Genomic DNA, 24,784 nt, shown 5'->3' with positions numbered 1-24,784 from the left:
ATTGATATGGATAAAGGAGAAGAAAAAAGGCACCCGGTATCCCTCCGAGTGCCGCCACTAAATCCATGTAAAGAAACAGTATCAACGAATTGAAACAGATTATTACATGAATCAGTGGCAAATTTATACATTTATTTTCTTCCTCCTTTCTTGTTTGCGGATTTTCTTGCAGAATTGGTTTCGGGGAACACGAATTTCGTGTTGAAATCCGCATCGAAGGCGACCGCCGCGCTAAACGGCTTGCCCTGTTTGCTCTTGAAGCCGCCGAGGACCCCCGTCCTCCCTTTTGCCAGCAGGTCGGTCATTTCCGTGTCGGTGAGCGTCCTGCCCGCTATCTGGCGGAACACCGGCAGGGCGCAGTCCGGGTTGTCGCAGCGCACCACTTTGCCATAGAACAGCATCGTGCCCGTGCCGCACTTGGGGCAGGCGCAGCCCGATGCCTTGTGACCAAAGATTTTGTCGCAGGCGAGCAGTTCGGTGGTTATCTTGCGGGTGTAGCCCTCGATGTCGCGCAGGAAAGCCTCGTGCGGCGTCCTGCCTTTTTCTATCTCCGCCAGTTCCGACTCCCAACGCCCGGTCATTTCCACATCGGCGATGTCCATCTCCTTCACGATGGAATACAGGGCAAGCCCTTTCTCCGTCGGCACGAGCGACTTCTTCACGCGCACCATGTATTCGCGTCGGAGCAGGGTCTCGATGATGGCGGCACGGGTGGCGGGCGTGCCGATGCCGCAGTCCTTCAACGCCTGCCGCGCTTCCTCGTCCTCCACGCCCTCGCGTCCGGCGGTCTCCATTGCCGCCAGCAGGGTGCTTTCCGTGTGCAGCGGCTTCGGACGGGTCATGCCCGAACTCATCGTGCAGCCGTTCATCGCCAGCGTGTCGCCCTCCTTCCAGTCGGGCAGTACGGTGTCCTCCCTGTCCTCGCCATAGACCGAACGCCAGCCCGCCTTGCGGACGATGCACCCTTTGGTTTCAAACGCCACGCCTTCGCACTCCGCACGGACGGTGGTCGTGTCCTTGACGCACTCCGGGGAAAATGCCTCAATCATGCGCCCCACAATCATGTCGTAGATGAACTGTTCGTTCTTGTAAAGAGCCAGCGGACGGTTCGGGGTCACCAACAGCGCGTGGTGGTCGGTCACTTTCGAGGCATCCACGCTGCGGCGGTTCAGTTCGCCCATATCTGCAATCTTCTCCGCAAAGGACGAATGACCTGCCAGACGGTCGAACAGCGCAGGCACTTCGTCAAACACGTCCTCCGGGATGTAGCGGCTCGACGTTCTCGGATAGGTGACGAGCTTCGCCTCATAGAGCTTCTGCACGAGGTCGAGCGTCTGTTCCGCCGTGAAGCCGTGCTTCGTGTTCGCTTCCTTCTGGAGCGTGGTCAGATCGTACAGCAGCGGAGGGTTCTCCACCTTTTCCTTCTTTTCGGTTTTTACGACGGTGGCGCACATTTGTGCCTTTACCTTATTATATAATGCGGCGGCTTCCTCCTTGTCTTTCCATTTCTCCACCGAGGCGAACTTTACCACTTCACTTGCGCTTACCGACGGTACGGTAAAATGAAGCTGGTGTACCGGTTCGGGCGTGAAACGCTTGTTCTCCCAGAAACGCTTGCAGACCATCGCCAGCGTGGGTGTCTGCACACGCCCTACGGAATACGTGCCCCGTCCGGCGGCGACGGTCAATGCCTGCGTGCCGTTGATGCCCACCAGCCAGTCGGCTTCGCTCCGGGCTTTGGCGGCTTGGTAGAGGTTGTCGTACTCGTGACCGTCCTTCAGTTCCTTCAGTCCCTTGCGGATGGCGGCATCGGTCAGCGAGCTTATCCACAGTCTTTGAAAGGGCAAGGTACAGCCGGTATAGGCATAGAGGTAACGGAATATCAATTCTCCTTCACGGGCGCAGTCGGTTGCCACGATAATACTGTCGCTCTCGTTCCACAGTTTGGTAATCACCTTAATCTGCTTCACCGCTGCCGCGTCCGCCTTGTAGCCTTTGTCCGTCTTCACCTGACGGGGGACAAGCCCGAACCTTTCGGGGATAACGGGCAGGCTGTCGCGCCGGAAGCCCTTGATACCGTACCCGTCGGGCATGGCAAGCTGTACCAGATGCCCCAATGCCCATGTCACGTGGTAGCCGTTTCCGGTGAAATACCCTTCTTCTTTCTTCATCGCGCCGACAATCCGTGCTATTTCACGGGCGACGCTCGGTTTTTCTGCCAATATGGTAATCATATCTTTTTCTGTCTAATTTGTTGATACTTTTGTTTCTTTTCGGGTGGAAATGAAACGGGGCACGGCCTTGTCCGTGGGATATGCGGTACAGGGCGGTGTATGCTCCCCGTTTCAATCCGTTGATTATTGTCGGATGGATTTAGTGGCGGCAATCAGGACACCTTCACACCTTTGGATTTTCTTGTCTGCCGTTTCTGCTGGGTTTCGTCCTTTGGTGCGGTCTGCCCCTGCTGCAACGGCTCTTTCACGTGCTTGGTCGCCTCGTTGGTCTTGCCCTCGTTGTTCACGGCAAGCTGCGTCCTGCTCTCGTTCGACGGGGCGACGGTCTGTGCGAGGTCGGGGTTCTGCGAGTAGGTCAGCGGACGGCCTTTCTCGAAGCTGAACTTCAGGTACTTCGTGCAGGGCTGCCCTTGGTCGTCCTTTGCGTTGGCGAGTACCACCGTCCTGCCCGCCACGTAGTCGGCGATTTGCTGTTCGTTGAACAGGTCGTCTTTCCATTTGCTTATCGGGCGGATGCTGCCGTCCTCGTTCGTCCACGAACGGTTGCGGGGTTGCCTTTCGCCGTTTTCCTGCGTCTGCCCCTGTGCATCGGGATTGTCCTGCTTCTTGCTTTGACGCTGCGACTGTTGCTGACGTCGTTGCCCCGGCACGAACTCCACATCGCGTTTTTCGGCGCTTACCTGAAGTAATGCCTGAAATTTGCGCCCGTTGGATAATGTCACTTCTTTGGGAAGGGCAAGCCCGGCACGCAGGATGTCCATTTCTTCCTTTGTCAAGCCGGTCTGTCCGATTTGATAGGGGATGCGCACCTTGTCGGCGGGCACGTCCACGATTTCATTCGTCAGGCGGTCGATGCTGATATACGACTGGCGCATTTCCCCGGTTCTCGTATCCGCCACATCCACCACCTTGCCTAAATTGCCCGTGCGCTTCAGGTTCTTCTTGTCCTCGTCCGTAAAGGTGTAGCCGTTGTGGGGGATGTCAAGACGCGGTTCGTGGCGCACGAAGTGGGGAGTGAGTTTCAGTTTGCCGTCCTCCGCTTTCTGGAACGAAAGGCGGGCTTGCAACTCGTAGCTCTCGTAGCCGAAGGTCGGCTTCACCGTCACCAGCCCCGTCTTGCCGTAATTCATCAGGGCTTTCAAATCCTTTTCTGAAAGGCTTTCCCTGTCGATGCCGCACTTGCGCAATTCCGCCCAGTCCACTTGGTCATCCGCTATCAGGTTCGGCTTCTCCTGTTTCTGCGGTTGCTGCTCATCTTGCGCTTCAGCCGTTTGAGGCTGTTGCACTTCCTGTTTCTGTTCTTCTTTTTTCTGTTCCATTTCTTCTGTCTTTTTAAGGGGTTCATTGTCGCTTTCTTGTTTTACATTCTCCGTTTCCGCCTGCTTCCGGTATTCCGAAGTGTCCACCTTGTGCGCCGCGAGCATTTCTGCGTTTGCCGCAGGGTCTTTCAGCAAATCCTTGATGACCGGCAGCACCGCATCCGCCATGTCTGCCGCCACCCGGTAGAAGCCGAAGCGTGTCGGCTCCTTGCACTGGCGGTAGAAGTTCCTGAAGAAGTTGTCCACCATGTCACCGTGGCGGTCGAAGCGCAGGAAGTCCTGCGAGTGTTCCGCCTTTGCCGGAGCCGTCTTCGGATAGCCCTTGCTGTCCAGCCCGGCTACTACGCTGATTTCGCCCGTCTTCTCGTCGCGGACGACCAGCACGTCTTTCTCGTTTTTCTTTTTCTGTTCCATTTCAGTTTAATTTTTACGGTTCGTTTTTTTGTCGTTTGATTTTCTTTTGGTATTGTCCGCCTTATCCTGAGCCCTGTCACGGAGTATTTCCCGCATGTGGGTGCTGATGAACAGTTCCACGTCCGCCCTGCGGTAATAGGTCTTGTGGCGGTGCATCCGGTAGGGCAGCAGCCCGTCGCTGCGGTAGCGTTGCAGGGTACGTTTGCTCACGTGGAGCAGCATGCACACGTCTTGGTTGTCCATCGTGTCCTCTTCCAACAAGGCGGTGCCCTGCGGCTTTTCATTCACGTCACCGCGCATGGCGGAGAGCATCTCCTCCTGACGGTCGAGGCGGCTGAACACCTGCCTCATGCAGTCCTCGAAAGTGCGTCTGTCTAAAAACTCCATAGCCGTTCCTCCTTTCATTTCCAGCCCGCCTTTCCGCCCGTGCGGAGCCGGTAGTTGTGTTTCAGTTCCTCCGGTTTCTCCGGTGAAGTCTTGACCGCATTCTCCCGGATGATGCGTTCCACTTCTTCCGGAGGGTAACGGCAGTCGCCCCGGATGATGACATACCCGATGCGCTTCTCGTCGCGCAGCCGTTGCAGCGTGCGGCGGCTGACACAGAGCAGGCGCATCACTTCGCGGCTGTCCAGAAGGCAGGCGGTATCGTTCCGCTGTCCCTCCATGCCTTGCCTCCTCACATGGGAGGCGATTTCCTCGATGCGCCCTACGATGTCCTTGTAGGCGGCGCTTTCCATCGTGATGATTTCCATTTCTCAATCGCTTTAATCGTTAATGAATCAATTTGTCGGGAGCAAAATTCGGCTATTCCAAAGGGGCGGGCACGGTACTTACCCGTAACTTACGTGAGATTTTTATGGATTTTCCACCTTGCAGGGGCTTCAACGGGCATTTTTATCATGGAAAACCGCCAAACGGACATTCCAAGCCGTCTGTTTCCCTCATGTCCTGATGTGGCACAATAAAAAGAGCCACAAGCTGCCACTGTTTCCTTGCCCGGTCGGTTCCGGCCCACGGCTGTGTAACTTTGCGGCAAACCGATAAAATTTTGAAAGAATGGAAATAGTAATCATTGAGAAGACCGCCTTCGATATGCTCCTTGCCGGAGTGAAGGCATTGGAGGACAGGGTGAGGACGCTTGCCGAAAAGGGCGGCGACCGCCGCCTTGCCGAATGGATGGACACGGAGGACGTGTGCCGTATGCTGAGCATAACCCCGAAGACCTTGCAGGCCATGCGCGACAGGCACGGCATTGCATATTCCCAAATCGGACGCAAGTTCTATTACAGGCCGGAGGATGTGGAACGGCTGTTGCCCGTTCCCGAAACGGGACAACCGTCCGTCTGACACTTGAAGTGTGCCACTAAATCCTATGTAAGATGAATGACAATGTATTGACAAAGGACTGCGGCGTACTTGCCGACGCCATGCAGTCCGTCCGGAGAAGCCTGAAAATGGCGGACAGGCTCGCCGACGGATACATCCCACCGATGGACGGCGAGCGTTACCTCACCGACAGGGACTTGGCGCAAAGGCTGCACGTGAGCCGGCGCACCTTGCAGCAGTACCGCCACGAGGGGATATTGCCCTATTTCCTGTTCGGCGGCAAGACGCTCTACCGCGAGAGCGACATCCAGAAGGTACTGGAACGTAACTACCGCAAGGCATACTGACGCTTGCGGCAAGTAAAAAACATCGGGAGACGGATACCCTCATGCGGGTTGCCGCTCCCGATGTTCATTTCAGACCGTGCCTGTGCCGTTCAGCAGTATGCCCCATGCGGATGATGCAGGAACAAGACCGTAGGCTCTTTCTTGGAACACGCCACCGTCCGGGCGAGCCATTTGCGGAACAGTGCCGCCTGCCCCGTGTCGAACCGGAACGACAGGGCTATGACCGTTTCCATGCCGTAAATCTCCGTATAACCTTTTGCTTCCTGTAGCCGTATGCGCCGGCATGAACCGCCGTCCGCGATGCCGTCCTTTTTCAGTTTCCTTATGGCGGCTTCCACCGACACGCCGCGCACATAGAACAGGCCTGCGATTTCTCCGGTCGTCATCCACACTTCGGCATCGGGCAGGACTACCGTCTTTTCTTCTATTGTTATGATGCCTCTCGTTTCCATGCTTCTTTTCGTTTTCGGGTTCAACTTCTAAATGGCTTGGCAGATGAACTGTTCCATCGGGGCGAGTTTTTGGGAGAGCAGTTCCATGTCCCGGCTCATCTTCTCAGCCGTGATTTTCGCGTATATCTGGGTCGAACGGATGCTTGTATGCCCCATCAGTTTCGACAGCGTTTCAATGGGTACGCCGTTGGAAAGACATATCGTCGTGGCATACGAATGCCTACTTTGGTGCCAGGTCACGTTTTTGTTTATCCCGCATTGTCTGGCTACCTGTTTGATGCCGTATTTACAGATGTTATAGCATGGGACAGGCAGCAGCTTGCCGTCTTTGGAAACGCCTTTGTATTTGTCGATGATGTGCTTCGCCACGTCCAGCAGGCGGATGTTCGTTTCCACTCCCGTTTTCTGGCGGCTCGTCTTTATCCACAGATGCCCGTCGAAGGAAATTTGCAGGTTCTCTTCCGTGAGGTTCGCCATGTCACGCCAGCTCAAACCGGTGAAGCAGCAGAAGATGAAGAGGTCGCGTATCAGTTCATAGTTCTTCCTCTTGAACGTGCAGTTTATCATCTGCGTGATTTCCTCTTTCGTCAGGTAGCCGCGTTTCGTTTCCTCCTTCGTGATGTGGTAGGCATAGAACGGGTCGCGCTGCAACCAGCCGTTGTTGATGGCGGTGAAGATGATGCTCCGGAAAGGCATCATGTACGACCACACGGTGTTGGTGCAATGCCCTTTCTCCACGCGCAGGAACAGCTCGAAGTCCGTGATGAAGGCGGGCGCAAGCTCTTTCAGGGCGATGTCCTCCACCTTGTACCGGGTTTTGATGAACTCCGACAGGTGCTTGTAAACCACGCAGTATTTCCAATAGCTGCGTTGGCTCTTCATCTTGCCCACTAATTTGGCATAGTCCTCGTTGTGCTGCTGGAACACGGCAAGCAGCGTCTTGTGGTTCATGCCCATGCCGAGGTATTCGTTGCGTACCTTCTCCGCCGTGACATAAGTGTCACGGTCGAACACGTCCTGATAGGCCTTGTTCACACCCACGCGGATTTTGTCCAGCATACGGTTGCCTTCCAGAGCCACGTTGCTCCTTCCGGTCAGCCGTCCGGTTTCCACGCTCCACATCTTTTCCTCCACGTCCAGCTTGCAACTGAACTGTGCGATTTTCCCGTTCACCGTGATACGGCACATGACCGGTATCAGCCCGTTCTTCTTCGGCGCGTTGCGCTTGAGGTAAAATAAAATCTTGAATGTCGCTCTACTCATAGTTCATACTTTTTTATGGTTGCAAAATTACCTTGTGTAGAGCTGTTTGCCTGTATGTAAACCGCAGCAGACCAACGCAATCGAATCTGCCGCAAGACTTTTTCATCCCGAACCTTGCCAACTGCCTGTATAATTGCAGTTCTTGCCATGTTTTGCCGGGCTTTTCCATCCTGTTACCCGTTCCGATTTTAAGTAACGAGATGGTAACGTAATTTCGGTTCAAGTTGGCATTTTCACGGTTTCAGTTGGCACCCGTCCAAATCGCCAAAACCCCATAAATCATTAACTTTCAATCATATTTCCGTGATTTGCTCAGTATCTCACTTTTTTGTATTATCTTTGCAAAAAAGAAAATCCAACTTCAAATCTAAACACACATACCATGCGAAACAAGAACATACTGACCTTTGCTTTGCTTGCCTTATTTTCCCAGGCATTCGGACAGGGATACAAGAATCCGGTCATCCCGGGTTTTCATCCCGACCCCAGTGTCTGCAAGGCTGGAGATGACTATTATCTGGTGAACAGTTCGTTCCAATACTTTCCCGGTGTCCCCCTGTTCCATAGCAAGGACCTTGTCCATTGGGAACAGATAGGCAATTGCCTGGACAGGCCCTCACAAGTCGACCTGACAGGAGCCAATGCCTGGGGAGGCATCTATGCCCCTACCATCCGTTATCATGAAGGAACATTTTACATGATAACCACCAACGTTTCAGGAAAAGGAAACTTTCTGGTGCATACCACCGACCCGCGCGGCGGATGGTCGGACCCCGTATGGCTGAAGCAAGGAGGCATCGACCCTTCGCTCTACTTCGAGAACGGGAAATGCTACATGGTGAGCAACCCCGACAATTACATCACCCTGTGCGAAATAGACCCGATGAGCGGAGAACAACTCTCTCCCTCGCGCAAGATATGGGGCGGCACAGGAGGCAGATATCCCGAAGGTCCTCATATTTATAAGAAAGACGGATGGTACTACCTGCTTATCTCGGAAGGCGGAACCGAAACGGGACATAGCGTCACCATCGCACGCAGCGCTTTCATTGAAGGTCCCTACACACCGAATCCTGCCAACCCCATCCTGACACATGCCTGCGTGGCAGGACAAGCCAGCCCGATACAAGGAACGGGACATGCCGACCTGGTAGAGGGAACCGACGGCTCGTGGTGGATGGTCTGTCTCGCTTACCGCATCATGCCGGGCACACACCATACGTTAGGGCGTGAAACCTATCTGGCACCCGTGCGCTGGGACAAAGACGCATGGCCGGTAGTAAACGGAAACGGCACCATAGCGATAAACATGGACGTGCCCACACTTCCTCTCACTCCTTCCAAACCACAACCCGATACCTTCGAGTTCGAAGAAGAAAAGCTATCGCCCGAATGGGTATACCTGCAAAACCCGATACCGGAAAACTATGCCTTCGAAAACGGAAAGCTACGCCTGAGCGCAACAAACACGACCCTGAGCGACGGGAAAAGCCCTACATTCGTCGCGCTCCGGCAAGACCAGTTTGATATGGATGCCTCCACAAAAGTAGCACTCCGGCAGGCTCAGACAGGAGATGAAGCCGGCATCACGGCGTTCATGGATTTTACATCCCATTATGACCTGTTCGTGCGCCAGGAAGCAAACGGAAAGCAATCCGTCGTGCTCCGCTACCAATTGGGTGAATTAAAGCACATCGAAAAAGAGGCGGCACTTCCCGATACAAGCCCTGTGATACTGAACCTGAAAGCGGACATAAACGTCTACCGCTTCGGATATACCGTCGACGGTAAATACCACGAATTAGGTAAAATGAACACACGCTACCTGAGTTCGGAAACCGCAGGAGGATTTACGGGAGTGATGTTGGGACTGTACGCCGTATCAGCATCTCCCGAATCGAAAGCATTTGCCGATTTTGATTACTTCAAATACCAACGACCATGAAAAGAAACCTATTCATTCTCTTACTTCTGCTCTTCCCTCTGATGCTCCTTGCGCAAAAAGAGGCGAAGCCCATCAAGGTGGCTTGCGTAGGGAACAGCATCACCGAAGGATTTGCCCTGGCACATCCGGAAACAGAAAGCTATCCCGCCGTACTCCAACGCCTGCTGGGAGACGGGTATCAAGTAGGCAACTTCGGGCTTACCGCCCATACCCTGATGATGAAAGGCAACCTGCCCTACATGAGCAAACAACCCTTCAAGGACGCACAAGCCTTCTTGCCCGACATCGTGACCATCAAGCTGGGAACAAACGATTCAAAACCAATAAACTGGATACACAAGGAAGACTTCAAGAAAGACTTGAACACGATGATAGATGCCTTCGAAGCACTCCCCTCGCATCCGCGCATCTACCTGTGCCTGCCCATTCCATCCGACCGGAAAGACTGGGGCATCAACGACAGTACCATCGTGAACGGCATCATCCCACGCATCCGCGAAGTGGCACACGAACGTAACCTGCCCGTCATCGACCTGCACACGCCGATGCTTCCTTATTATCCGAAAGAATATACCGACGGAGTGCACCCGAACAAATACGGCGCCATCGTAATAGCCGAAAATATCTACAAGGCACTGACCGGCAAAGAACCCGTGCCAGCACCAGGCAGAGCCGACCAGACCCTATGGTATGACAAACCGGCAAAACAATGGGAAGAAACCCTTCCGCTGGGCAACGGACGTCTGGGCATGATGCCCGACGGAGGCATCACGAAAGAGCACATCGTACTGAATGAAATCAGCATGTGGAGCGGTTCGGAAGCAGACTACCGCAACCCGGAAGCCGCCGAAAGCCTTCCCCGCATCCGCCAACTCCTGTTTGAAGGCAAAAACAAAGAAGCACAAGAATTGATGTACACAAGCTTCGTACCCAAAAAGCCTGAAAAAGGAGGCACATTCGGATGTTTCCAAATGCTTGCCGATATGTACATCAACTATACCTTCCCTGATACGATAAGCCAAGCGAAAGATTACCTGCGCTGGCTCAATCTGGATGAAGGTGTGGCATATACCACCTTCACGAAAAACGCTACGCGCTATATCCGCGAATATTTCGTGTCAAGAAACAAAGATGTAATGCTGATTCACCTGCAGGCAGACCGTCCGGACGCACTTGGATTCCATTTAACTTTGAGCCGTCCCGAACGGGGACATGTGCGGAAACTGAGCGAAGGGAAACTGGGAATAACGGGAACACTGGACAGCGGAAATGAACGGCAAGAAGGCATACGCTATGCTGCCATAGCCGGTGTAAAACTATCGGGCAAGAAAAGCCGGATGCATACTCATGCAGATGGCATTGAAGTTTCGGATGCTGACGAGGCATGGATTATCGTATCGGCGAACACTTCGTATATGAAAGGCGAAATCTATCAGACCGAGACCCAACGCCTGCTCGACCAAGCCCTGGCTTCCGACCTGACACAAGCCAAACAAGAGGCAACCGGTGAATACCAACAGTTCTTCCACCGTGCCGGCATCGAATTACCCGAAAATAAAACCGTGTCCCAATTAAGCACCGACAAGCGGCTGGAGGCTTTCCAAACGCAGGATGACCCTTCTCTGGCTGCCCTTTATTACAATTACGGACGCTATCTGCTGATTAGCAGTACCCGCCCCGGAAGCTTGCCTCCCAACCTGCAAGGGCTTTGGGCGAACGGAGTAATGACTCCGTGGAATGGAGACTATCATACTAACATCAATGTCCAGATGAACCACTGGCCGGTAGAACCTTGCAATTTGTCGGAATTGTACCAACCGCTCGTCGACCTAATAAAAAGACTGGTTCCCAGTGGAGAAGAAACCGCAAAGGCTTTCTATGGTCCCGAAGCAAAAGGCTGGGTGCTCCACATGATGACCAACGTATGGAACTATACCGCACCGGGCGAACATCCTTCATGGGGAGCGACCAATACAGGAGGCGCATGGCTTTGCGCACATCTGTGGGAGCACTATCTGTATACGGGCAACAAACAATACCTTGCCGATATTTATCCCTTATTAAAAGGAGCTTCGGAGTTCTTCTACTCTACCATGGTACGTGAACCGGAACACGGATGGCTGGTGACGGCTCCCACTTCCTCTCCCGAAAACGAGTTTTATGTATCAAAGAAAGACCGGACCCCTATCAGCGTATGCATGGGACCCACGATGGACATCCAATTGGTAAGGGAACTTTACACCCATGTGATTGAAGCCGCATCCATCCTGCATACAGACTCTCTTTATGCCAATCAATTGAAAGAAGCAAGCGCCCAACTTCCTCCACACCAGATCAGCAAGAAGGGATATCTGATGGAATGGCTCAAAGACTATGAAGAAACGGATGTACATCACCGGCACGTGTCGCATCTGTATGGTTTGCATCCGGGAAACCAAATCTCGCTTTATTATACATCCGAATTGGCAGAAGCATGTAAAGTTACGTTAGAACGAAGAGGAGACGGAGGAACAGGATGGAGCCGCGCATGGAAAATAAACTTCTGGGCACGACTGGGTGACGGAAACCGGGCATACACCTTATTCCGTAACCTGCTTTATCCTGCCTATACCCAAGAAAACCCCAATGAACACGGAAGCGGAACTTTTCCCAACCTGTTCTGTTCGCACCCGCCTTTCCAAATAGACGGGAACTGGGGAGGCACTTCGGGTATCAGTGAAATGCTGATACAAAGCCAGGATGGATTCATCAACCTGCTCCCTGCCCTGCCCGACTCGTGGAAAGAAGGAAATCTATACGGATTCAAAGTACGTGGAGGCGCTACGGTAAGCATGAAATGGAAAGAAGGAAAGCCGGTAGAAGTTATTCTTACCGGAGGCTGGAATCCGAATGTCAAGATTAAGATGCCGGAAGGCATAACCGAAGTTTCGGTGAACGGAGAGAAACGCAAAGCGGAAAAGTTTGTGGAACTTACGGTGCCGGAAGGGGAAATAGCAAGACTGCGCTTTTAAAACCAAATGAATGTCTGCAAACAGCCAATGCATACCCCTGAAAAATGAATATATACTGCATACGCGGTTGAATATATACTGCATTCGCTTACGGATATATACTTCATCGGCAGATGCAGTACTACTGCGTTTGCAACTCAGAGAGATTGACTAAATGCGGACATTCATATACAATAATACTATCTTATCAAAAGATAATACCCCTAATGACATTACTTGGAAAAAACAAAAGAACGATTTATCTTTGAACAACACCAATAAACAAATATATCATGAAACATCTAAAAAACATTGCACTGGCTTCTGTTTTGTGTGCAGGAACCTGTTTAAGTGCAGAAGGACAAACCGTCCCGCCTGCCATCCCTTCTGACCCCGAAATCGAAGCCAACATCCAAAATTGGCTCAAGAAAATGACCATCGAGGAAAAGATAGGTCAGATGTGTGAAATCACCATCGATGTAGTGACCGACTTCGAAGCAAGCCAAAAGGACGGGTTCACCCTGGACAAAGCCAAGCTGGATACCGTTATCGGGAAATACAAGGTCGGTTCGCTCCTGAACGTTCCCCTGAGCATTGCCCAGCCGAAAGAGAAATGGGCGGAAGCCATCAGGCAGATTCAGGAACTTTCGATGAAGGAAATCGGAATCCCCTGCATCTATGGCGTAGACCAGATACACGGAACCACTTATACGCTTGATGGAACCCTGTTCCCGCAAGGTGTCAACATGGGAGCCACATTCAACCGGGACTTGGTAAAGCGTGAAGCCGAAATCTCGGCATACGAAACCAAAGCGGGATGCATCCCCTGGACGTATGCTCCCGTAGTAGATTTGGGAAGAGACCCGCGCTGGTCGCGCATGTGGGAGAACTATGGAGAGGACTGCTACGTGAATGCGGAAATGGGCAAAGCGTCGGTCATCGGCTTCCAAGGCGAAGACCCGAACCACATCGGCAAATATAACGTAGCCGCCTGTATGAAACACTATATGGGTTATGGCGTTCCGGTTTCGGGCAAGGACCGTACGCCCTCTTCCATCTCGCGGAGCGACATGCGCGAAAAGCACTTCGCGCCTTATCTGGCAGCTGTCCGCCAGGGGGCGTTGAGCGTGATGGTCAACTCGGGCGTGGACAACGGCATGCCCTTCCATGCCAACAGGGAATACCTGACCCAATGGCTGAAAGAAGACTTGAACTGGGACGGGCTGGTGGTTACAGACTGGGCGGACATCAACAACCTGTGTACCCGCGACCACATTGCCGCGACCAAGAAGGAAGCCATCAAGATAGCCATCAACGCCGGCATTGACATGTCGATGGTGCCTTACGAAGTGAGCTTCTGCGATTACCTGAAAGAACTGGTAGAAGAAGGCGAAGTGCCCATGAGCCGCATCGATGATGCCGTAGCACGCGTCTTGCGCCTGAAATACCGCCTCGGACTCTTCGACAAGCCTTACTGGAGCACCGAAGACTATCCGGAATTCGGTTCAAAAGCATTTGCCGATGTAGCCCTCCAGGCAGCCGAAGAGTCGGAAGTGCTGCTTAAGAACGAAGGGGGCATCCTGCCGCTCGCCAAAGGCAAGAAGATTCTTCTGGCTGGCCCGAACGCCAACTCCATGCGGTGCCTGAACGGAGGCTGGTCATACAGCTGGCAGGGACACCGTGCCGACGAATGCGCCCAGGCATACAACACCATCTACGAAGCCCTTTGCAACAAGTTCGGTAAAGAGAACATCATCTACGAACCGGGCGTAACTTACGCTCCCTACAAGAACGATAACTGGTGGGAAGAGAACACGCCGGAAATTGACAAGTCAGTAGCCGCCGCTCAAAATGCCGATGTCATCATCGCTTGCATCGGCGAGAATTCCTATTGCGAGACTCCGGGCAACCTGACCGACCTGAACCTTTCGATGAACCAGCAAAACCTGGTGAAAGCATTAGCTGCAACCGGAAAGCCCGTCATTCTGATTCTGAACGAAGGACGCCCGCGCCTGATAAAGGATATCGAACCGCTCGCCAAAGCCGTAGTAAACGTAATGCTTCCGGGCAATTACGGGGGAGATGCCTTGGCAAACCTGCTTGCCGGAGATGCCAATTTCAGTGCGAAAATGCCCTATACCTATCCGAGACACATCAATGCCCTTGCTACCTACGACTACAAGCCGTGCGAAAACATCGGCCAAATGAGCGGGAACTACAATTATGACTCGGTTATGGATATCCAATGGTCTTTCGGATTCGGCCTGAGCTATACTACCTATAAATACAGCAACCTGAAGGTAGACAAAGCCCAATTCACCGCCGATGATGAACTGACCTTCACCGTAGATGTGACCAACACGGGAAGCGTGGCAGGCAAGGAAAGCGTATTGCTTTACTCGAAGGACTTGGTGGCAAGCAGCACCCCCGACAACATCCGCCTGCGCAACTTCGAGAAGGTTTCCCTGAATCCGGGTGAAACCAAGACCGTAACCATGAAGCTGAAAGGAAGCGACCTGGCTTTCGTCAACTATTACGGAAAATGGACGCTGGAGAAAGGTGACTTCAAAGTGAAGTGCGGCGACCAATGGATAGACCTGCAATGTACACAAACCAAGGTGTGGGATACGCCTAACCGATAAATTATAATCGAACACAGAAACACGGAGACACGGAGAAAAAATAAAAAACTCTGCGTCTCCGTTTCTTTGTGTTTAAATAAATCGTATCTTTGGCAAAACATTAAATGCATTATGCCATGATAACATTCCCTAACGCTAAAATAAACTTAGGCCTCAACGTTGTAGAAAAACGTGCCGACGGATACCATAACATTGAAACCGTCTTTTATCCGATTAACCTGCAAGATGCGCTCGAAGTGAACCGGCTGGAGAACGGAAGCGAGCCTTTCCGCCTCTGTGTCAAAGGCACTCTGCTCGATGGTGCCCCCGAAGATAACCTTGTAGTAAAAGCCTACCTTTTGCTTCGCGAAAAATACCAGTTGCCTCCTGTCGACATTCATTTATATAAACATATCCCTACCGGAGCCGGATTGGGAGGAGGTTCAGCCGACGGAGCTTTCATGATTAAACTATTGAACGAAAAATTCCAAATCGGACTGACCGTGCAGGAAATGGAAGAATATGCCGCACGCATCGGAGCCGATTGCGCTTTTTTTGTGCGCAACCAACCCGTATTTGCCACCGGCATCGGAAATATCTTCGAACCTGTCAGTTGCTCACTTGCCGATTACCGGCTGGTATTGGTCAAGCCGGAAAACGCAATTTCAACAAGCGAAGCCTATAGTCGCATCAAGCCACATTATCCGGAGAAATCGGTGAAAGAAATCATCCGTCAGCCCGTAGAGACTTGGAAAGACGAATTAAAAAATGATTTCGAAGAATCGGTGTTCGCCCTCTATCCCGAAATAGCCGCCATCAAAGACAAAATGTACGACTTGGGAGCCGTATATGCCTCGATGACCGGTTCCGGGTCAGCCGTTTACGGCATCTTCCGCGAACGGATTGAGAACATAGACGCCATTTTCAGCGGATACTTTTGCCGCCAACGAGAAATGATTTAACAATATGATGAGAACGCAGAGACGCGGAGTTCACATAAAAATCCGCCACCTATGAGCGACCCAAACATCCATCGTTTTACATCGCCCATCGAAGGCATTCCTTTGCCTTCGGCATTCACATATCCCTTCCATTACACCCCTCACCCCTTGGTGCAAATGGCAGCACACGAAGTACAAGTATATCTTCGTACCCGTTCCGATTGGGAAGAGGAATTGAGTAAAGGAAAGATGTTCGGCGTGCTTCTGATACAAGACAAAGAAGGGAATGTGGGCTACCTGACGGCCTTCTCGGGAAACCTTGCCCAAAATAATCGGCAGAATGGATTTGTGCCTCCGGTATACGACCTCTTGCGCCCCGATGGATTCTTCAAATTAGAAGAAAGTGAAATATCTGACATCAACCGGCGCATCGAAGCATTGGAAAAAGAGGAAGCCTACCTGCATCTGCAACATGCCTGTCAAATCAACATGCAGACCAGCCAAGAGGCATTGGCGAAAGCCAAGGATGAAATGAAACGAGCTAAGCTTTTGCGCGAAGAAAAGCGGAGAAAAGGAATCTCACCCGAAGAGGAAGCCCAACTTATCAAAGAAAGCCAGTTCCAAAAAGCCGAATACAAACGTCTGGAGAAAAGGCTAAAACTACAAGGAGAAGAACTAAAAGCCTCTCTCTCGGTTTTCGAGAATCAAATACAAATCTTAAAACACGAACGGAAAATCCGCTCGGCGGCACTCCAGCACCGCTTATTCGAGAAATTCCAAATGCTGAACGCACGAAATGAGATAAAAGACCTTTGCCAAATCTTCCTCAATACCCCGCAAGGCACTCCCCCTGCCGGAGCGGGCGAATGCGCTCTGCCTAAACTTTTGCAATACGCCTACCAACATAACTTTCACCCTTTAGCCATGGGAGAATTTTGGATCGGCGAATCTCCCAAAGAAGAAATCCGACACGAAGGACATTTCTATCCCTCGTGCAAGAATAAATGTGAACCCATACTGAAACACATGCTTATCGGATTACAGGTAGAACCCAATCCCTTGGCAGGAAGAGAGACAAAGAAAAAAGAACTGGAAATTGTATACGAAGACGAATGGCTAATCGTAGTAAATAAGCCTGAAGGCATGCTTTCCACACCTGGCAAACTGACCACAGATTCGGTCTATACCCGCCTGCATACACTTTATCCTACCGCAACAGGCCCACTTATTGTCCATCGCCTTGATATGGCTACATCCGGATTGTTGCTGGTTGCCAAAACCAAAGAAATCCATTATGCACTACAAAAAATGTTCGCTTCCCGACGGATACAAAAACGATACACAGCATGGCTGAACGGCATCGTAACCACAGATGAAGGTATCATCAACCTTCCTATTTGCCCCGACTATGACAATCGTCCTTATCAAATGGTGCATTCCGAATACGGGAAACCAGCCGTTACCCGTTATAAAGTGCTCGGACGGAAAGACGGAAAAACCCGCATTGCATTCTATCCCCTCACCGGACGCACTCACCAACTGCGCGTCCATGCGGCTCATCCGGACGGACTGAATTGCCCCATCATAGGCGATGAGCTATATGGGAAAAAAGCCGACCGCCTATACCTGCATGCCAGTGAACTGTCATTCGAGCATCCGGCAACCGGTCAACTGATAACCTTCTGCAAGGAAGCTGAATTTTAAAGCTCGATGACACAATTTAAGCTTAAATGACTGAACAGACAGTAAACTTTTGCCTGTACAGCTTGTCTGATAAATAAAGACACGAAAAGCGTACGGCTTTCAATCGGTACCGGGAGGCTTCATGCTTGATACGTGTTGTTATGTATAACTTAAAACCCAGACAAGATGAAAACAACTAATTTTTGCTACATTCTTTTGACAAGTGCCCTACTTTTCAGTTCTTCTCTATTTGCTCAGGAAAAGCCCCAACGCGGGAAACGACTGACTCCCGAACAACGCATTGAGCGTCAGGTGGAAAAAATGGATAAGCAACTGCTACTGGACGATAAGACTTCAGCCAAATTCCTTCCCTTATACAAAGAATACCTTACAGCCTTGGCAGAATGCCGACAAGACATGCCTGCCCCCAAAGGAGCTCGTGAAAAAGAATTGAACGATGATGAACTGGACAAATTTATGTTATCACGTTTTGAATGCAGAAAGAAATGTCTTGAGATTCAAGAGACTTATTACAAGAAATTCAAAGAAATCTTGACAATGCGTCAGGTAGAGAAAGTCTTCTGTTTTCGCCCAAATCCGAAACCTCATCATCGGATTAGTCCGGAAAAATTTCCAATAAAAGCCCCATTACCTGCCGAAAAGCTCATCCGTTAACAGCAAAATCAAGGGAAATGACAGACACTCCTGCAAACAAGCCACATGACATGATATGGACGTCATTTCCCATACAAAGTTTCCATAAACAGTCAAAGAGGCATCAAGATACATACGTGTCCTGATGCCTCTTATTTCTTACAAATTACGAAAAGATCCACGCAACAACATCGCTTTCGTCTTGCCTGTAAACCCTAACTGCAGGATTTCACTGATGCTGTTCACGCAACAGGTCGTTCACAGTCTTTACCGGATTGAAGGTACTGAGCGGAACTTCTACAAATACCGTACTCCAGTCACTCATTGAACCGTTCCAAAGTCCCGGAAGCTCCAGCGCTTTCAAGTCTTTACCGTTCTTCGACTTGTATGAGATAAAACCAGTAGCCTTATCGACGTGTTCCAACAAATTGAACTTATTGCCTTTGTAATCACGCACAGCACATACCAAATCCACCGGATTGAAATGTGTGCCCTTTTCGAACATCGCCTTCTTTTCCGGATCTTTCATATCAATCTGCGAACTTTCCAGAATCTGCAACGAAACAGTACCATCCGGATTATAAGCCAGGAACGGTCCTCCACCCGGTTCACCTACATTCTTTACCATACCGCACACGCGCATCGGACGATTAAGCTTCTTACGCAGATAAATTACCAGGTCGGCATCTTCCATATCCTTGATGTCTTCCTTGCGACAACGCAACTGCTGCTGGACGAAACGAATAATACTTTCAAGTTGTTCATGGCTATAATGACCACTATCCAGCAATTCCAAATAATCGAATGCTTGTTTTTGAAGCGTCACCAGCACACCTGCCAACAATTTTTTGTAGGTCACAGTATCTTCTTTCAACCGGTCCGGAACCACGTTATCAATGTTCTTGATAAACACAATATCGGCATCCAAATCATTCAGGTTTTCAATCAATGCTCCATGACCACCCGGACGGAATACCAACTTCCCTTTATCATCGCGGAACGGTTTGTTGTCCATGTCTGCTGCGATAGTATCTGTACTGGGTTTCTGTTCGGAGAACGAAATATTATATTCCACTTCATACTTTTTCGCATATTCACCGATTTTGGCATCCACCAGTTTGGCAAACAATGCACGATGTTCGGTAGAAACAGTGAAGTGTACATTTACCTTACCGGTTTTTCCGGCAGCATACAAAGCACCTTCTACCAGATGTTCTTCCAATGGCGTACGTACCCCGTCAGCATATCGATGGAACTTCAACAAGCCCTTTGGAAGTGAACCATAATTCAGTCCGGCAGCTTCAAGCAAATTCGAAACAATAACCTTGTAATTTTTTTCTTCCAGCAATGCGTTGATATCTTTTCCCGTGTTATCCAGACACGCTGCATTCAAATCATTGTAGAAAGCAAAATTATGGATATGATCGAAAAACTTCTTTTCGAAGTCAGTAGTAGGCACATCATAATCGGCTCCTAAAAACTCAAACATATTCTTGAACATCCGGCTTGCCGCACCCGATGCAGGAACAAATTTCACAATTTTGCGGTCACCATCCTTATAAGCATCCCATGCAGCCAGATATTTTTTCTGCATGGCCTCATCGGCTACCATGATACCATTATTTTCTACTGAAGCAGCGGCTGCAAGACGCAAAAAAGGAAACCCATGTTCGAAACAAGCCAACTGCTCTTCAATCTGTTGCTCAGAAATGCCTTTCTTCGCCAACAATTCTTTGTCTTCGTGTGTTAACATATATGATAAATTTAAGTAATGAATAAGTTGCCATAAAGCATTCACACCCCAAAAATATAAAAAAACCATCAACTATGCACAGATAATAAAGAAAAAAAGTAACTTTACGAAGAAATAATGAAGATTTAAGAATAAAGAATGAAGAAACTGTTACGCAATGACACACTTCATCTTTCATTCTCCCTCCTTAATGTTAATAAAATTATGGAAGAGCAAGCATTTTTTACCCCACAAGAGCACAAACAACTTGTGCCACTTTACAGACGACTTTTACGATTGTCTGGCGACACTTTACAGAAAGATGACTGCCGCAACGTGAAAAAGCAACTGATCCAAAGCATGTCGGCAGGAAGCATTCCCCGCAACGCATTCAATATGAACCCGATTATCAAAGATATGCAGACAGCCATCATTGTTGCAGAAGAAATCGGTATGCGGCGTGCCTCCATTCTAGGCATCATGCTGCATGAATCTGTAAAATACCACTTATGCACACTTGAATCCGTACAAAAGAATTACGGAGAAGACGTAGCAGGAATCATACGCGGTCTGGTAAAAATAAATGAACTTTACGAAAAAAGTCCAACTATCGAATCGGAAAACTTCCGGAATCTGTTGCTTTCGTTTGCCGAAGACATGCGCGTCATTCTCATCATGATCGCCGACCGTGTAAACTTAATGCGACAAATCAAAGAAAGTCCCAACGAAGAGGCACGGCTTGCCGTGTCCAACGAAGCTGCCCATCTGTATGCACCATTGGCACATAAGCTTGGCTTGTACAAACTGAAATCAGAATTGGAAGACCTCTCATTAAAGTACACGCAGCACGACATATATTATCATATCAAGGAAAAGTTAAATGCAACCAAGGCTGCACGCGATCGTTATATTCAGCAATTTATCGAACCGGTACGTAAAAAACTGGAAGAGAGCGGGCTGAAATTCCACATCAAAGGACGTACAAAAACCATTCACTCCATCTATCAGAAGATGAAGAAACAAGGCTGTCCATTCGAAGGTGTGTACGACCTGTTTGCCATCCGGATTATCCTCGACTCACCTTTGGATAAAGAAAAACAAGAGTGCTGGCAGGTATACTCAATCGTAACTGATATGTACCTTCCCAACCCCAAACGTCTGCGCGACTGGCTTTCCGTGCCCAAAAGCAATGGATATGAGTCACTCCACATTACAGTAATGGGACCCGAAGGCAAATGGGTGGAAGTACAGATACGCACCGAACGTATGGATGAAATAGCCGAAAAAGGACTTGCTGCCCATTGGCGATATAAAGGTATCAAAGGTGAAAGCGGACTGGACGAATGGTTGAACTCCATCCGGGAAACACTGGAAAATGCTGACAACGATGCCGAAACCATCGACCAGTTCAAACTGGACCTGTACAAGGATGAAGTATTCGTGTTTAGTCCTAAAGGAGATTTGTACAAACTCCCGCAAGGAGCCACTGTGCTGGATTTTGCTTTTGCCATTCACTCTAACTTGGGATGCCATTGTGTAGGAGCAAAAGTAAACGGCAGGAATGTACAACTGAAACAAAGCCTGAACAGCGGTGACCAAGTAGAAATCATGACTTCTACCACACAGACACCCAAACGCGACTGGCTGAATTTTGTCACAACTTCGAAAGCCCGAAACAAAATACGCCAAGCCTTGAAGGAACTGGTGGCACGACAAACCGAATTTGCACGAGAAACCTTGGAGCGTAAATTCAAAAACCGGAAAATAGAATACGATGAAGCCATCCTGATGCGCCTCATCAAGAAATCTGGGTTCAAAACCGTGACCGATTTCTATCAAAGCATAGCCAACGAAACGACAGATATCAACACATTGATAGATCACTATCTGGAAATGCAACGGAAAGAAACCGATCAACGCGAAGAAGTGATTTACCGAAGTGCCGAAAATTTCAACATACAGCAAGCTACAGACGAAAAGAACGTGTACAAAGATGATGTTCTGGTCATCGACCAGCACTTGAAAGGCATCGATTTCAAGCTGGCACGCTGCTGCAACCCAATCTACGGTGATGAGGTATTCGGTTTCGTTACCATCTCGGGAGGTATCAAAATACACCGGTGCGACTGCCCGAACGCTCCTGAACTGAAAGCACGGTTCCCTTACCGCATCGTACGTGCACGATGGGCAGGAAAAAGTCAAGGGAAACAATACCCTATCACACTGCGCATCGTAGGGCACGACGACATAGGTATCGTGACCAACATCACTTCTATCATTAACAAAGAAGACAATATCCTGCTGCGTTCCATCAGCATCGATTCGAACGATGGATTGTTCTCAGGAATGCTTACAATAATGGTAGACGACACCAATAAACTGGAGGCACTCATCAAGAAAATAAAAACGGTAAAAGGGGTAAAACAAATCAGCCGCGGATAACATCATGGAACGGGAAACACAGGACATTAAACAGGTTCTGTGTTTCCCGTCCCGCATTCATTTTCAATTGCCAATCCCACAAATTTAGTGAGATATGCATTTTTCATTTTTATAACGCTTAACACACATCCAGATAACAGAAAAAAACCTAACTTTGTAACGTTTTTAAATAAAGCAAATTCCATGAAAAAGATTCTTACCACCTTATGTTTTGTAGCGATGGTAATAGTTGCCATTGCAGCAGGTACTGCCGATATTAAATTCGATGAAACGACACACAATTTCGGTTCTTTTCCTGAAAATAGCCCGAAGGTAACCTGTAAATTCAAATTCACCAATACAGGCAACGGTCCGTTAGTCATCCATCAAGCCATCGCATCGTGTGGATGCACCGTCCCACAATATCCTAAAGAACCCATCAAACCTGGTGAAAGTGGAGAAATCATCATTACTTATAACGGAGCAGGCAAATTCCCCGGACACTTCCGCAAATCAATCACCCTGCGAACCAATGCTAAACAAGAAGTAGTACGCCTTTACGTAGAAGGCGAAATGACTCCTTCCAACAACGAATAAATATTACAAATGCATTTGCAGACGTATCTGATTTCTGCAAAACACCGTTCTCGGAACATACGTTTTTGGAATACCCCCAAGCAGCCTTTGGAGGAAAACACAAAGTAGTAGTACTTGTAGAAAACAATCTGTATAATTTATACTTCCCACAGTATTACTTTGTGCATTTTGTATATGCCACGTAGTAGAGACGATGCACACATCGTCTCTACAGAAACGGTGCGAAATGTGTCAAAGAAAAAAACAAAGCATGTATTCTGAAGAACATAAGTGAGTTGACCGTTTAATATAAGTAACTCGACCGTTTCACATAAGTAAGTCAGTCCTATCACTTATGTTCACTTGAAAAGGCTTTTGGCCTCCTTCTAACTTCTTTTATCTACTAGCATTTTTGGTAAATTCAAACTCTACCAGACTCAAGACAACTATCCTATTCTGTTAACCAAATAAGCAAGAAGAGGCTGTCCTAAATTTATTTAAGACAGCCTCTTTATCAAGTAATTACAGATATAACAATTAAGCCTCTTCTGCTACTACCTCAAAAGGAATTTCCACAGAAACTTCCTTATGCAGTTTCACTATAGCTACGTAATGACCGACCTCTTTAACCTGGTCTTTTACTACAATAATCTTACGATCAATATTATGTCCTAACTTGGCCAGTTCATCAGCAATCTGAATGTTACCAACAGAACCGTAAATAACACCTGTTGCACTTACCTTAGTCGGGATTGTCAATGAAACACCTTTCAATGATTCAGCAACAGCTTCCGCATCTTTCTTGATCTTTTCCAATTTATGAGCACGCTGTTTCAACTCTTCAGCCAACATTTTCTTTGCAGACGGTGAAGCGATAACAGCTTTGCCGGTCGGAATAAGATAGTTACGGCCATAACCAGACTTCACGGTTACAATATCATTCTTGTAGCCCAAGTTAGCTACGTCTTCTTTCAAAATTATTTCCATACTTATTCCTCCTTATATTATTTCATCAAGTCAGTTACAAAAGGCAGCAATGCCAAATGACGGGCTCTCTTTACAGCCTGTGCGATACGGCGCTGATATTTCAAAGAAGTTCCGGTAATACGACGCGGAAGAATTTTACCCTGTTCGTTCAAGAATTTCTTCAAGAATTCAGGATCTTTATAGTCAATATACTTAATGCCACTCTTTTTGAAACGACAATATTTCTTTTTCTTTACATCTACTGAGGGCGGAGTTAAATATCTGATTTCTGATTGTTGCTGTGCCATAATTAATTTTCCTCCTTTTTAGTTGATTTTAAACTTCTTCTTTTTGCAGCATATTCTGCAGCATACTTATCCATTCTGAAAGTCAAGAAACGGATTACTCGCTCATCACGGCGATAATTAACTTCCAATTTCGCAATGACTGAAGGATCAGCCTTAAACTCGATAAGCTGGTAAAAGCCCGTAGATTTCTTCTGAATGGGATAAGCCAGTTTCTTCAATCCCCAGTTTTCCTCATTGATAATCTCAGCACCTTCCTGAGTCAGGATAGCCTTGAACTTGTCTACCGCTTCCTTCATCTGTGCATCAGACAAAACGGGAGTCAAAATGAAAACGGTTTCGTATTGATTCATACTATTCGTTAATTAAATTAATTAATACTATTTTTTTATTTGCGGCGCAAAGTTACGACTTTTTCTCTAATTCACAAACATTTGTACACTTTTTTATGTATAAAATACGGATTGACATAGAATTGGCAGAGTCAACCAGCGAGTGCAACATTACGAAATATTTTTGAAAAAGACCTCAGCCGGAGTCGAGAAATTGAGTTTTTCTCTCGGTCTGGCATTAATTTTCTTCCTGATCTTGGTTA

21 protein-coding genes are annotated in these 24,784 nt (G+C 48.9%); 10 read left to right on the top strand and 11 right to left on the bottom strand.

Annotated elements, in window-relative coordinates:
* Window positions 1-131 precede the first annotated feature (131 nt).
* From B5F25_RS04620 to B5F25_RS04605, 4 genes are all read right to left on the bottom strand, one after another.
* Complete coding sequence (locus B5F25_RS04620) at window positions 132-2,234, bottom strand: type IA DNA topoisomerase (protein WP_087247931.1); 2,103 nt, start codon at window positions 2,232-2,234, stop codon at window positions 132-134.
* A gap of 152 nt (window positions 2,235-2,386) precedes the next feature.
* The gene (locus B5F25_RS04615) at window positions 2,387-3,967 is read right to left on the bottom strand and encodes a DUF4099 domain-containing protein (RefSeq protein WP_087247929.1); all 1,581 of its coding nucleotides are present in this window, start codon (window positions 3,965-3,967) and stop codon (window positions 2,387-2,389) included.
* A gap of 6 nt (window positions 3,968-3,973) precedes the next feature.
* Window positions 3,974-4,354 carry a helix-turn-helix domain-containing protein gene (locus tag B5F25_RS04610; protein WP_087248047.1) on the bottom strand — a complete coding sequence of 127 codons (381 nt, stop codon included), beginning with the start codon at window positions 4,352-4,354 and terminating at the stop codon, window positions 3,974-3,976.
* Window positions 4,355-4,368: 14 nt separating this feature from the next.
* The gene (locus tag B5F25_RS04605; protein WP_087247927.1) at window positions 4,369-4,719 is read right to left on the bottom strand and encodes a helix-turn-helix domain-containing protein; all 351 of its coding nucleotides are present in this window, start codon (window positions 4,717-4,719) and stop codon (window positions 4,369-4,371) included.
* Between the two features lie 304 nt (window positions 4,720-5,023).
* Between B5F25_RS04605 and B5F25_RS04600 the strand changes: the two genes are divergently transcribed.
* The gene (locus tag B5F25_RS04600) at window positions 5,024-5,314 is read left to right on the top strand and encodes a helix-turn-helix domain-containing protein (protein ID WP_087247925.1); all 291 of its coding nucleotides are present in this window, start codon (window positions 5,024-5,026) and stop codon (window positions 5,312-5,314) included.
* Window positions 5,315-5,346: 32 nt separating this feature from the next.
* Window positions 5,347-5,640 (top strand): helix-turn-helix domain-containing protein, encoded by a 294-nt coding sequence (locus tag B5F25_RS04595; RefSeq protein WP_087247922.1) that lies wholly within the window; start codon window positions 5,347-5,349, stop codon window positions 5,638-5,640.
* A gap of 89 nt (window positions 5,641-5,729) precedes the next feature.
* Here B5F25_RS04595 and B5F25_RS04590 read toward each other — a convergent pair whose 3' ends face one another.
* The 3 genes from B5F25_RS04590 to B5F25_RS22200 are packed head-to-tail and all read right to left on the bottom strand — an operon-like array spanning window position 5,730 to window position 7,504.
* Window positions 5,730-6,092 (bottom strand): hypothetical protein, encoded by a 363-nt coding sequence (locus B5F25_RS04590; protein WP_087247920.1) that lies wholly within the window; start codon window positions 6,090-6,092, stop codon window positions 5,730-5,732.
* Between the two features lie 27 nt (window positions 6,093-6,119).
* The gene (locus B5F25_RS04585; RefSeq protein ID WP_087247918.1) at window positions 6,120-7,355 is read right to left on the bottom strand and encodes a site-specific integrase; all 1,236 of its coding nucleotides are present in this window, start codon (window positions 7,353-7,355) and stop codon (window positions 6,120-6,122) included.
* Complete coding sequence (locus B5F25_RS22200) at window positions 7,352-7,504, bottom strand: hypothetical protein (protein ID WP_158099873.1); 153 nt, start codon at window positions 7,502-7,504, stop codon at window positions 7,352-7,354. Before B5F25_RS22200 ends, B5F25_RS04585 begins: the two co-directional genes overlap by 4 nt.
* 233 nt (window positions 7,505-7,737) lie before the next feature.
* On the opposite strand from B5F25_RS22200, the gene B5F25_RS04580 reads away from it, so the two are divergent.
* The 6 genes from B5F25_RS04580 (at window position 7,738) to B5F25_RS04555 (ending at window position 18,210) form a co-directional block, all read left to right on the top strand.
* Window positions 7,738-9,300, top strand: a complete 1,563-nt coding sequence (locus B5F25_RS04580) for a glycoside hydrolase family 43 protein (RefSeq protein WP_087247916.1) — start codon at window positions 7,738-7,740, stop codon at window positions 9,298-9,300.
* Window positions 9,297-12,311: a glycoside hydrolase N-terminal domain-containing protein gene (locus B5F25_RS04575; RefSeq protein WP_087247915.1), complete on the top strand. Its 3,015-nt coding sequence runs from the start codon at window positions 9,297-9,299 to the stop codon at window positions 12,309-12,311. Before B5F25_RS04580 ends, B5F25_RS04575 begins: the two co-directional genes overlap by 4 nt.
* Window positions 12,312-12,583: 272 nt before the next feature.
* Window positions 12,584-14,932 carry a glycoside hydrolase family 3 N-terminal domain-containing protein gene (locus B5F25_RS04570; protein WP_087247913.1) on the top strand — a complete coding sequence of 783 codons (2,349 nt, stop codon included), beginning with the start codon at window positions 12,584-12,586 and terminating at the stop codon, window positions 14,930-14,932.
* Window positions 14,933-15,048: 116 nt separating this feature from the next.
* Window positions 15,049-15,873: a 4-(cytidine 5'-diphospho)-2-C-methyl-D-erythritol kinase gene (gene ispE / locus B5F25_RS04565; RefSeq protein ID WP_087248045.1), complete on the top strand. Its 825-nt coding sequence runs from the start codon at window positions 15,049-15,051 to the stop codon at window positions 15,871-15,873.
* Window positions 15,874-15,924: 51 nt separating this feature from the next.
* Complete coding sequence (locus B5F25_RS04560; protein ID WP_087247911.1) at window positions 15,925-17,556, top strand: pseudouridine synthase; 1,632 nt, start codon at window positions 15,925-15,927, stop codon at window positions 17,554-17,556.
* A 165-nt stretch (window positions 17,557-17,721) separates the two neighbouring features.
* Window positions 17,722-18,210 (top strand): hypothetical protein, encoded by a 489-nt coding sequence (locus B5F25_RS04555; RefSeq protein ID WP_087247909.1) that lies wholly within the window; start codon window positions 17,722-17,724, stop codon window positions 18,208-18,210.
* Window positions 18,211-18,418: 208 nt separating this feature from the next.
* On the opposite strand, the gene B5F25_RS04550 is transcribed toward B5F25_RS04555, so the two are convergent.
* Complete coding sequence (locus B5F25_RS04550) at window positions 18,419-19,942, bottom strand: DUF4301 family protein (protein WP_087247907.1); 1,524 nt, start codon at window positions 19,940-19,942, stop codon at window positions 18,419-18,421.
* A 204-nt stretch (window positions 19,943-20,146) separates the two neighbouring features.
* On the opposite strand from B5F25_RS04550, the gene B5F25_RS04545 reads away from it, so the two are divergent.
* Both B5F25_RS04545 and B5F25_RS04540 read left to right on the top strand, forming a co-directional pair.
* Window positions 20,147-22,363: a RelA/SpoT family protein gene (locus B5F25_RS04545; protein WP_087213018.1), complete on the top strand. Its 2,217-nt coding sequence runs from the start codon at window positions 20,147-20,149 to the stop codon at window positions 22,361-22,363.
* A gap of 183 nt (window positions 22,364-22,546) precedes the next feature.
* The gene (locus B5F25_RS04540; protein WP_022038991.1) at window positions 22,547-22,939 is read left to right on the top strand and encodes a DUF1573 domain-containing protein; all 393 of its coding nucleotides are present in this window, start codon (window positions 22,547-22,549) and stop codon (window positions 22,937-22,939) included.
* Between the two features lie 516 nt (window positions 22,940-23,455).
* Here the strand turns inward: B5F25_RS04540 and rplI are convergent.
* From rplI to rpsF, 3 genes are read right to left on the bottom strand one after another with little or no spacing between them, the layout of a single operon-like run.
* Window positions 23,456-23,905: a 50S ribosomal protein L9 gene (gene rplI / locus B5F25_RS04535; protein WP_022040811.1), complete on the bottom strand. Its 450-nt coding sequence runs from the start codon at window positions 23,903-23,905 to the stop codon at window positions 23,456-23,458.
* A gap of 17 nt (window positions 23,906-23,922) precedes the next feature.
* Window positions 23,923-24,192, bottom strand: a complete 270-nt coding sequence (rpsR, locus tag B5F25_RS04530; RefSeq protein ID WP_022040810.1) for a 30S ribosomal protein S18 — start codon at window positions 24,190-24,192, stop codon at window positions 23,923-23,925.
* A 2-nt stretch (window positions 24,193-24,194) separates the two neighbouring features.
* Window positions 24,195-24,542 carry a 30S ribosomal protein S6 gene (gene rpsF, locus B5F25_RS04525; protein WP_022040809.1) on the bottom strand — a complete coding sequence of 116 codons (348 nt, stop codon included), beginning with the start codon at window positions 24,540-24,542 and terminating at the stop codon, window positions 24,195-24,197.
* Between the last annotated feature and the right edge of the window lie 242 nt (window positions 24,543-24,784).

The sequence above is a fragment of the Bacteroides sp. An19 genome (genome assembly GCF_002160215.1).
In the GTDB taxonomy this organism is placed as follows: Bacteria; Bacteroidota; Bacteroidia; order Bacteroidales; family Bacteroidaceae; genus Phocaeicola; species Phocaeicola intestinalis.
This window is presented reverse-complemented; position numbering and strand designations above follow the sequence as displayed.

What these genes read in the sequence shown, in the direction of transcription:
- B5F25_RS04620 (WP_087247931.1), bottom strand. Translation starts at nt 2,234, where the DNA reads ATGATTACCATATTGGCAGAAAAACCGAGCGTCGCCCGTGAAATAGCA.
- B5F25_RS04615 (WP_087247929.1), bottom strand. Translation starts at nt 3,967, where the DNA reads ATGGAACAGAAAAAGAAAAACGAGAAAGACGTGCTGGTCGTCCGCGAC.
- B5F25_RS04610 (WP_087248047.1), bottom strand. Translation starts at nt 4,354, where the DNA reads ATGGAGTTTTTAGACAGACGCACTTTCGAGGACTGCATGAGGCAGGTG.
- B5F25_RS04605 (WP_087247927.1), bottom strand. Translation starts at nt 4,719, where the DNA reads ATGGAAATCATCACGATGGAAAGCGCCGCCTACAAGGACATCGTAGGG.
- B5F25_RS04600 (WP_087247925.1), top strand. Translation starts at nt 5,024, where the DNA reads ATGGAAATAGTAATCATTGAGAAGACCGCCTTCGATATGCTCCTTGCC.
- B5F25_RS04595 (WP_087247922.1), top strand. Translation starts at nt 5,347, where the DNA reads ATGAATGACAATGTATTGACAAAGGACTGCGGCGTACTTGCCGACGCC.
- B5F25_RS04590 (WP_087247920.1), bottom strand. Translation starts at nt 6,092, where the DNA reads ATGGAAACGAGAGGCATCATAACAATAGAAGAAAAGACGGTAGTCCTG.
- B5F25_RS04585 (WP_087247918.1), bottom strand. Translation starts at nt 7,355, where the DNA reads ATGAGTAGAGCGACATTCAAGATTTTATTTTACCTCAAGCGCAACGCG.
- B5F25_RS22200 (WP_158099873.1), bottom strand. Translation starts at nt 7,504, where the DNA reads ATGGCAAGAACTGCAATTATACAGGCAGTTGGCAAGGTTCGGGATGAA.
- B5F25_RS04580 (WP_087247916.1), top strand. Translation starts at nt 7,738, where the DNA reads ATGCGAAACAAGAACATACTGACCTTTGCTTTGCTTGCCTTATTTTCC.
- B5F25_RS04575 (WP_087247915.1), top strand. Translation starts at nt 9,297, where the DNA reads ATGAAAAGAAACCTATTCATTCTCTTACTTCTGCTCTTCCCTCTGATG.
- B5F25_RS04570 (WP_087247913.1), top strand. Translation starts at nt 12,584, where the DNA reads ATGAAACATCTAAAAAACATTGCACTGGCTTCTGTTTTGTGTGCAGGA.
- ispE (WP_087248045.1), top strand. Translation starts at nt 15,049, where the DNA reads ATGATAACATTCCCTAACGCTAAAATAAACTTAGGCCTCAACGTTGTA.
- B5F25_RS04560 (WP_087247911.1), top strand. Translation starts at nt 15,925, where the DNA reads ATGAGCGACCCAAACATCCATCGTTTTACATCGCCCATCGAAGGCATT.
- B5F25_RS04555 (WP_087247909.1), top strand. Translation starts at nt 17,722, where the DNA reads ATGAAAACAACTAATTTTTGCTACATTCTTTTGACAAGTGCCCTACTT.
- B5F25_RS04550 (WP_087247907.1), bottom strand. Translation starts at nt 19,942, where the DNA reads ATGTTAACACACGAAGACAAAGAATTGTTGGCGAAGAAAGGCATTTCT.
- B5F25_RS04545 (WP_087213018.1), top strand. Translation starts at nt 20,147, where the DNA reads ATGGAAGAGCAAGCATTTTTTACCCCACAAGAGCACAAACAACTTGTG.
- B5F25_RS04540 (WP_022038991.1), top strand. Translation starts at nt 22,547, where the DNA reads ATGAAAAAGATTCTTACCACCTTATGTTTTGTAGCGATGGTAATAGTT.
- rplI (WP_022040811.1), bottom strand. Translation starts at nt 23,905, where the DNA reads ATGGAAATAATTTTGAAAGAAGACGTAGCTAACTTGGGCTACAAGAAT.
- rpsR (WP_022040810.1), bottom strand. Translation starts at nt 24,192, where the DNA reads ATGGCACAGCAACAATCAGAAATCAGATATTTAACTCCGCCCTCAGTA.
- rpsF (WP_022040809.1), bottom strand. Translation starts at nt 24,542, where the DNA reads ATGAATCAATACGAAACCGTTTTCATTTTGACTCCCGTTTTGTCTGAT.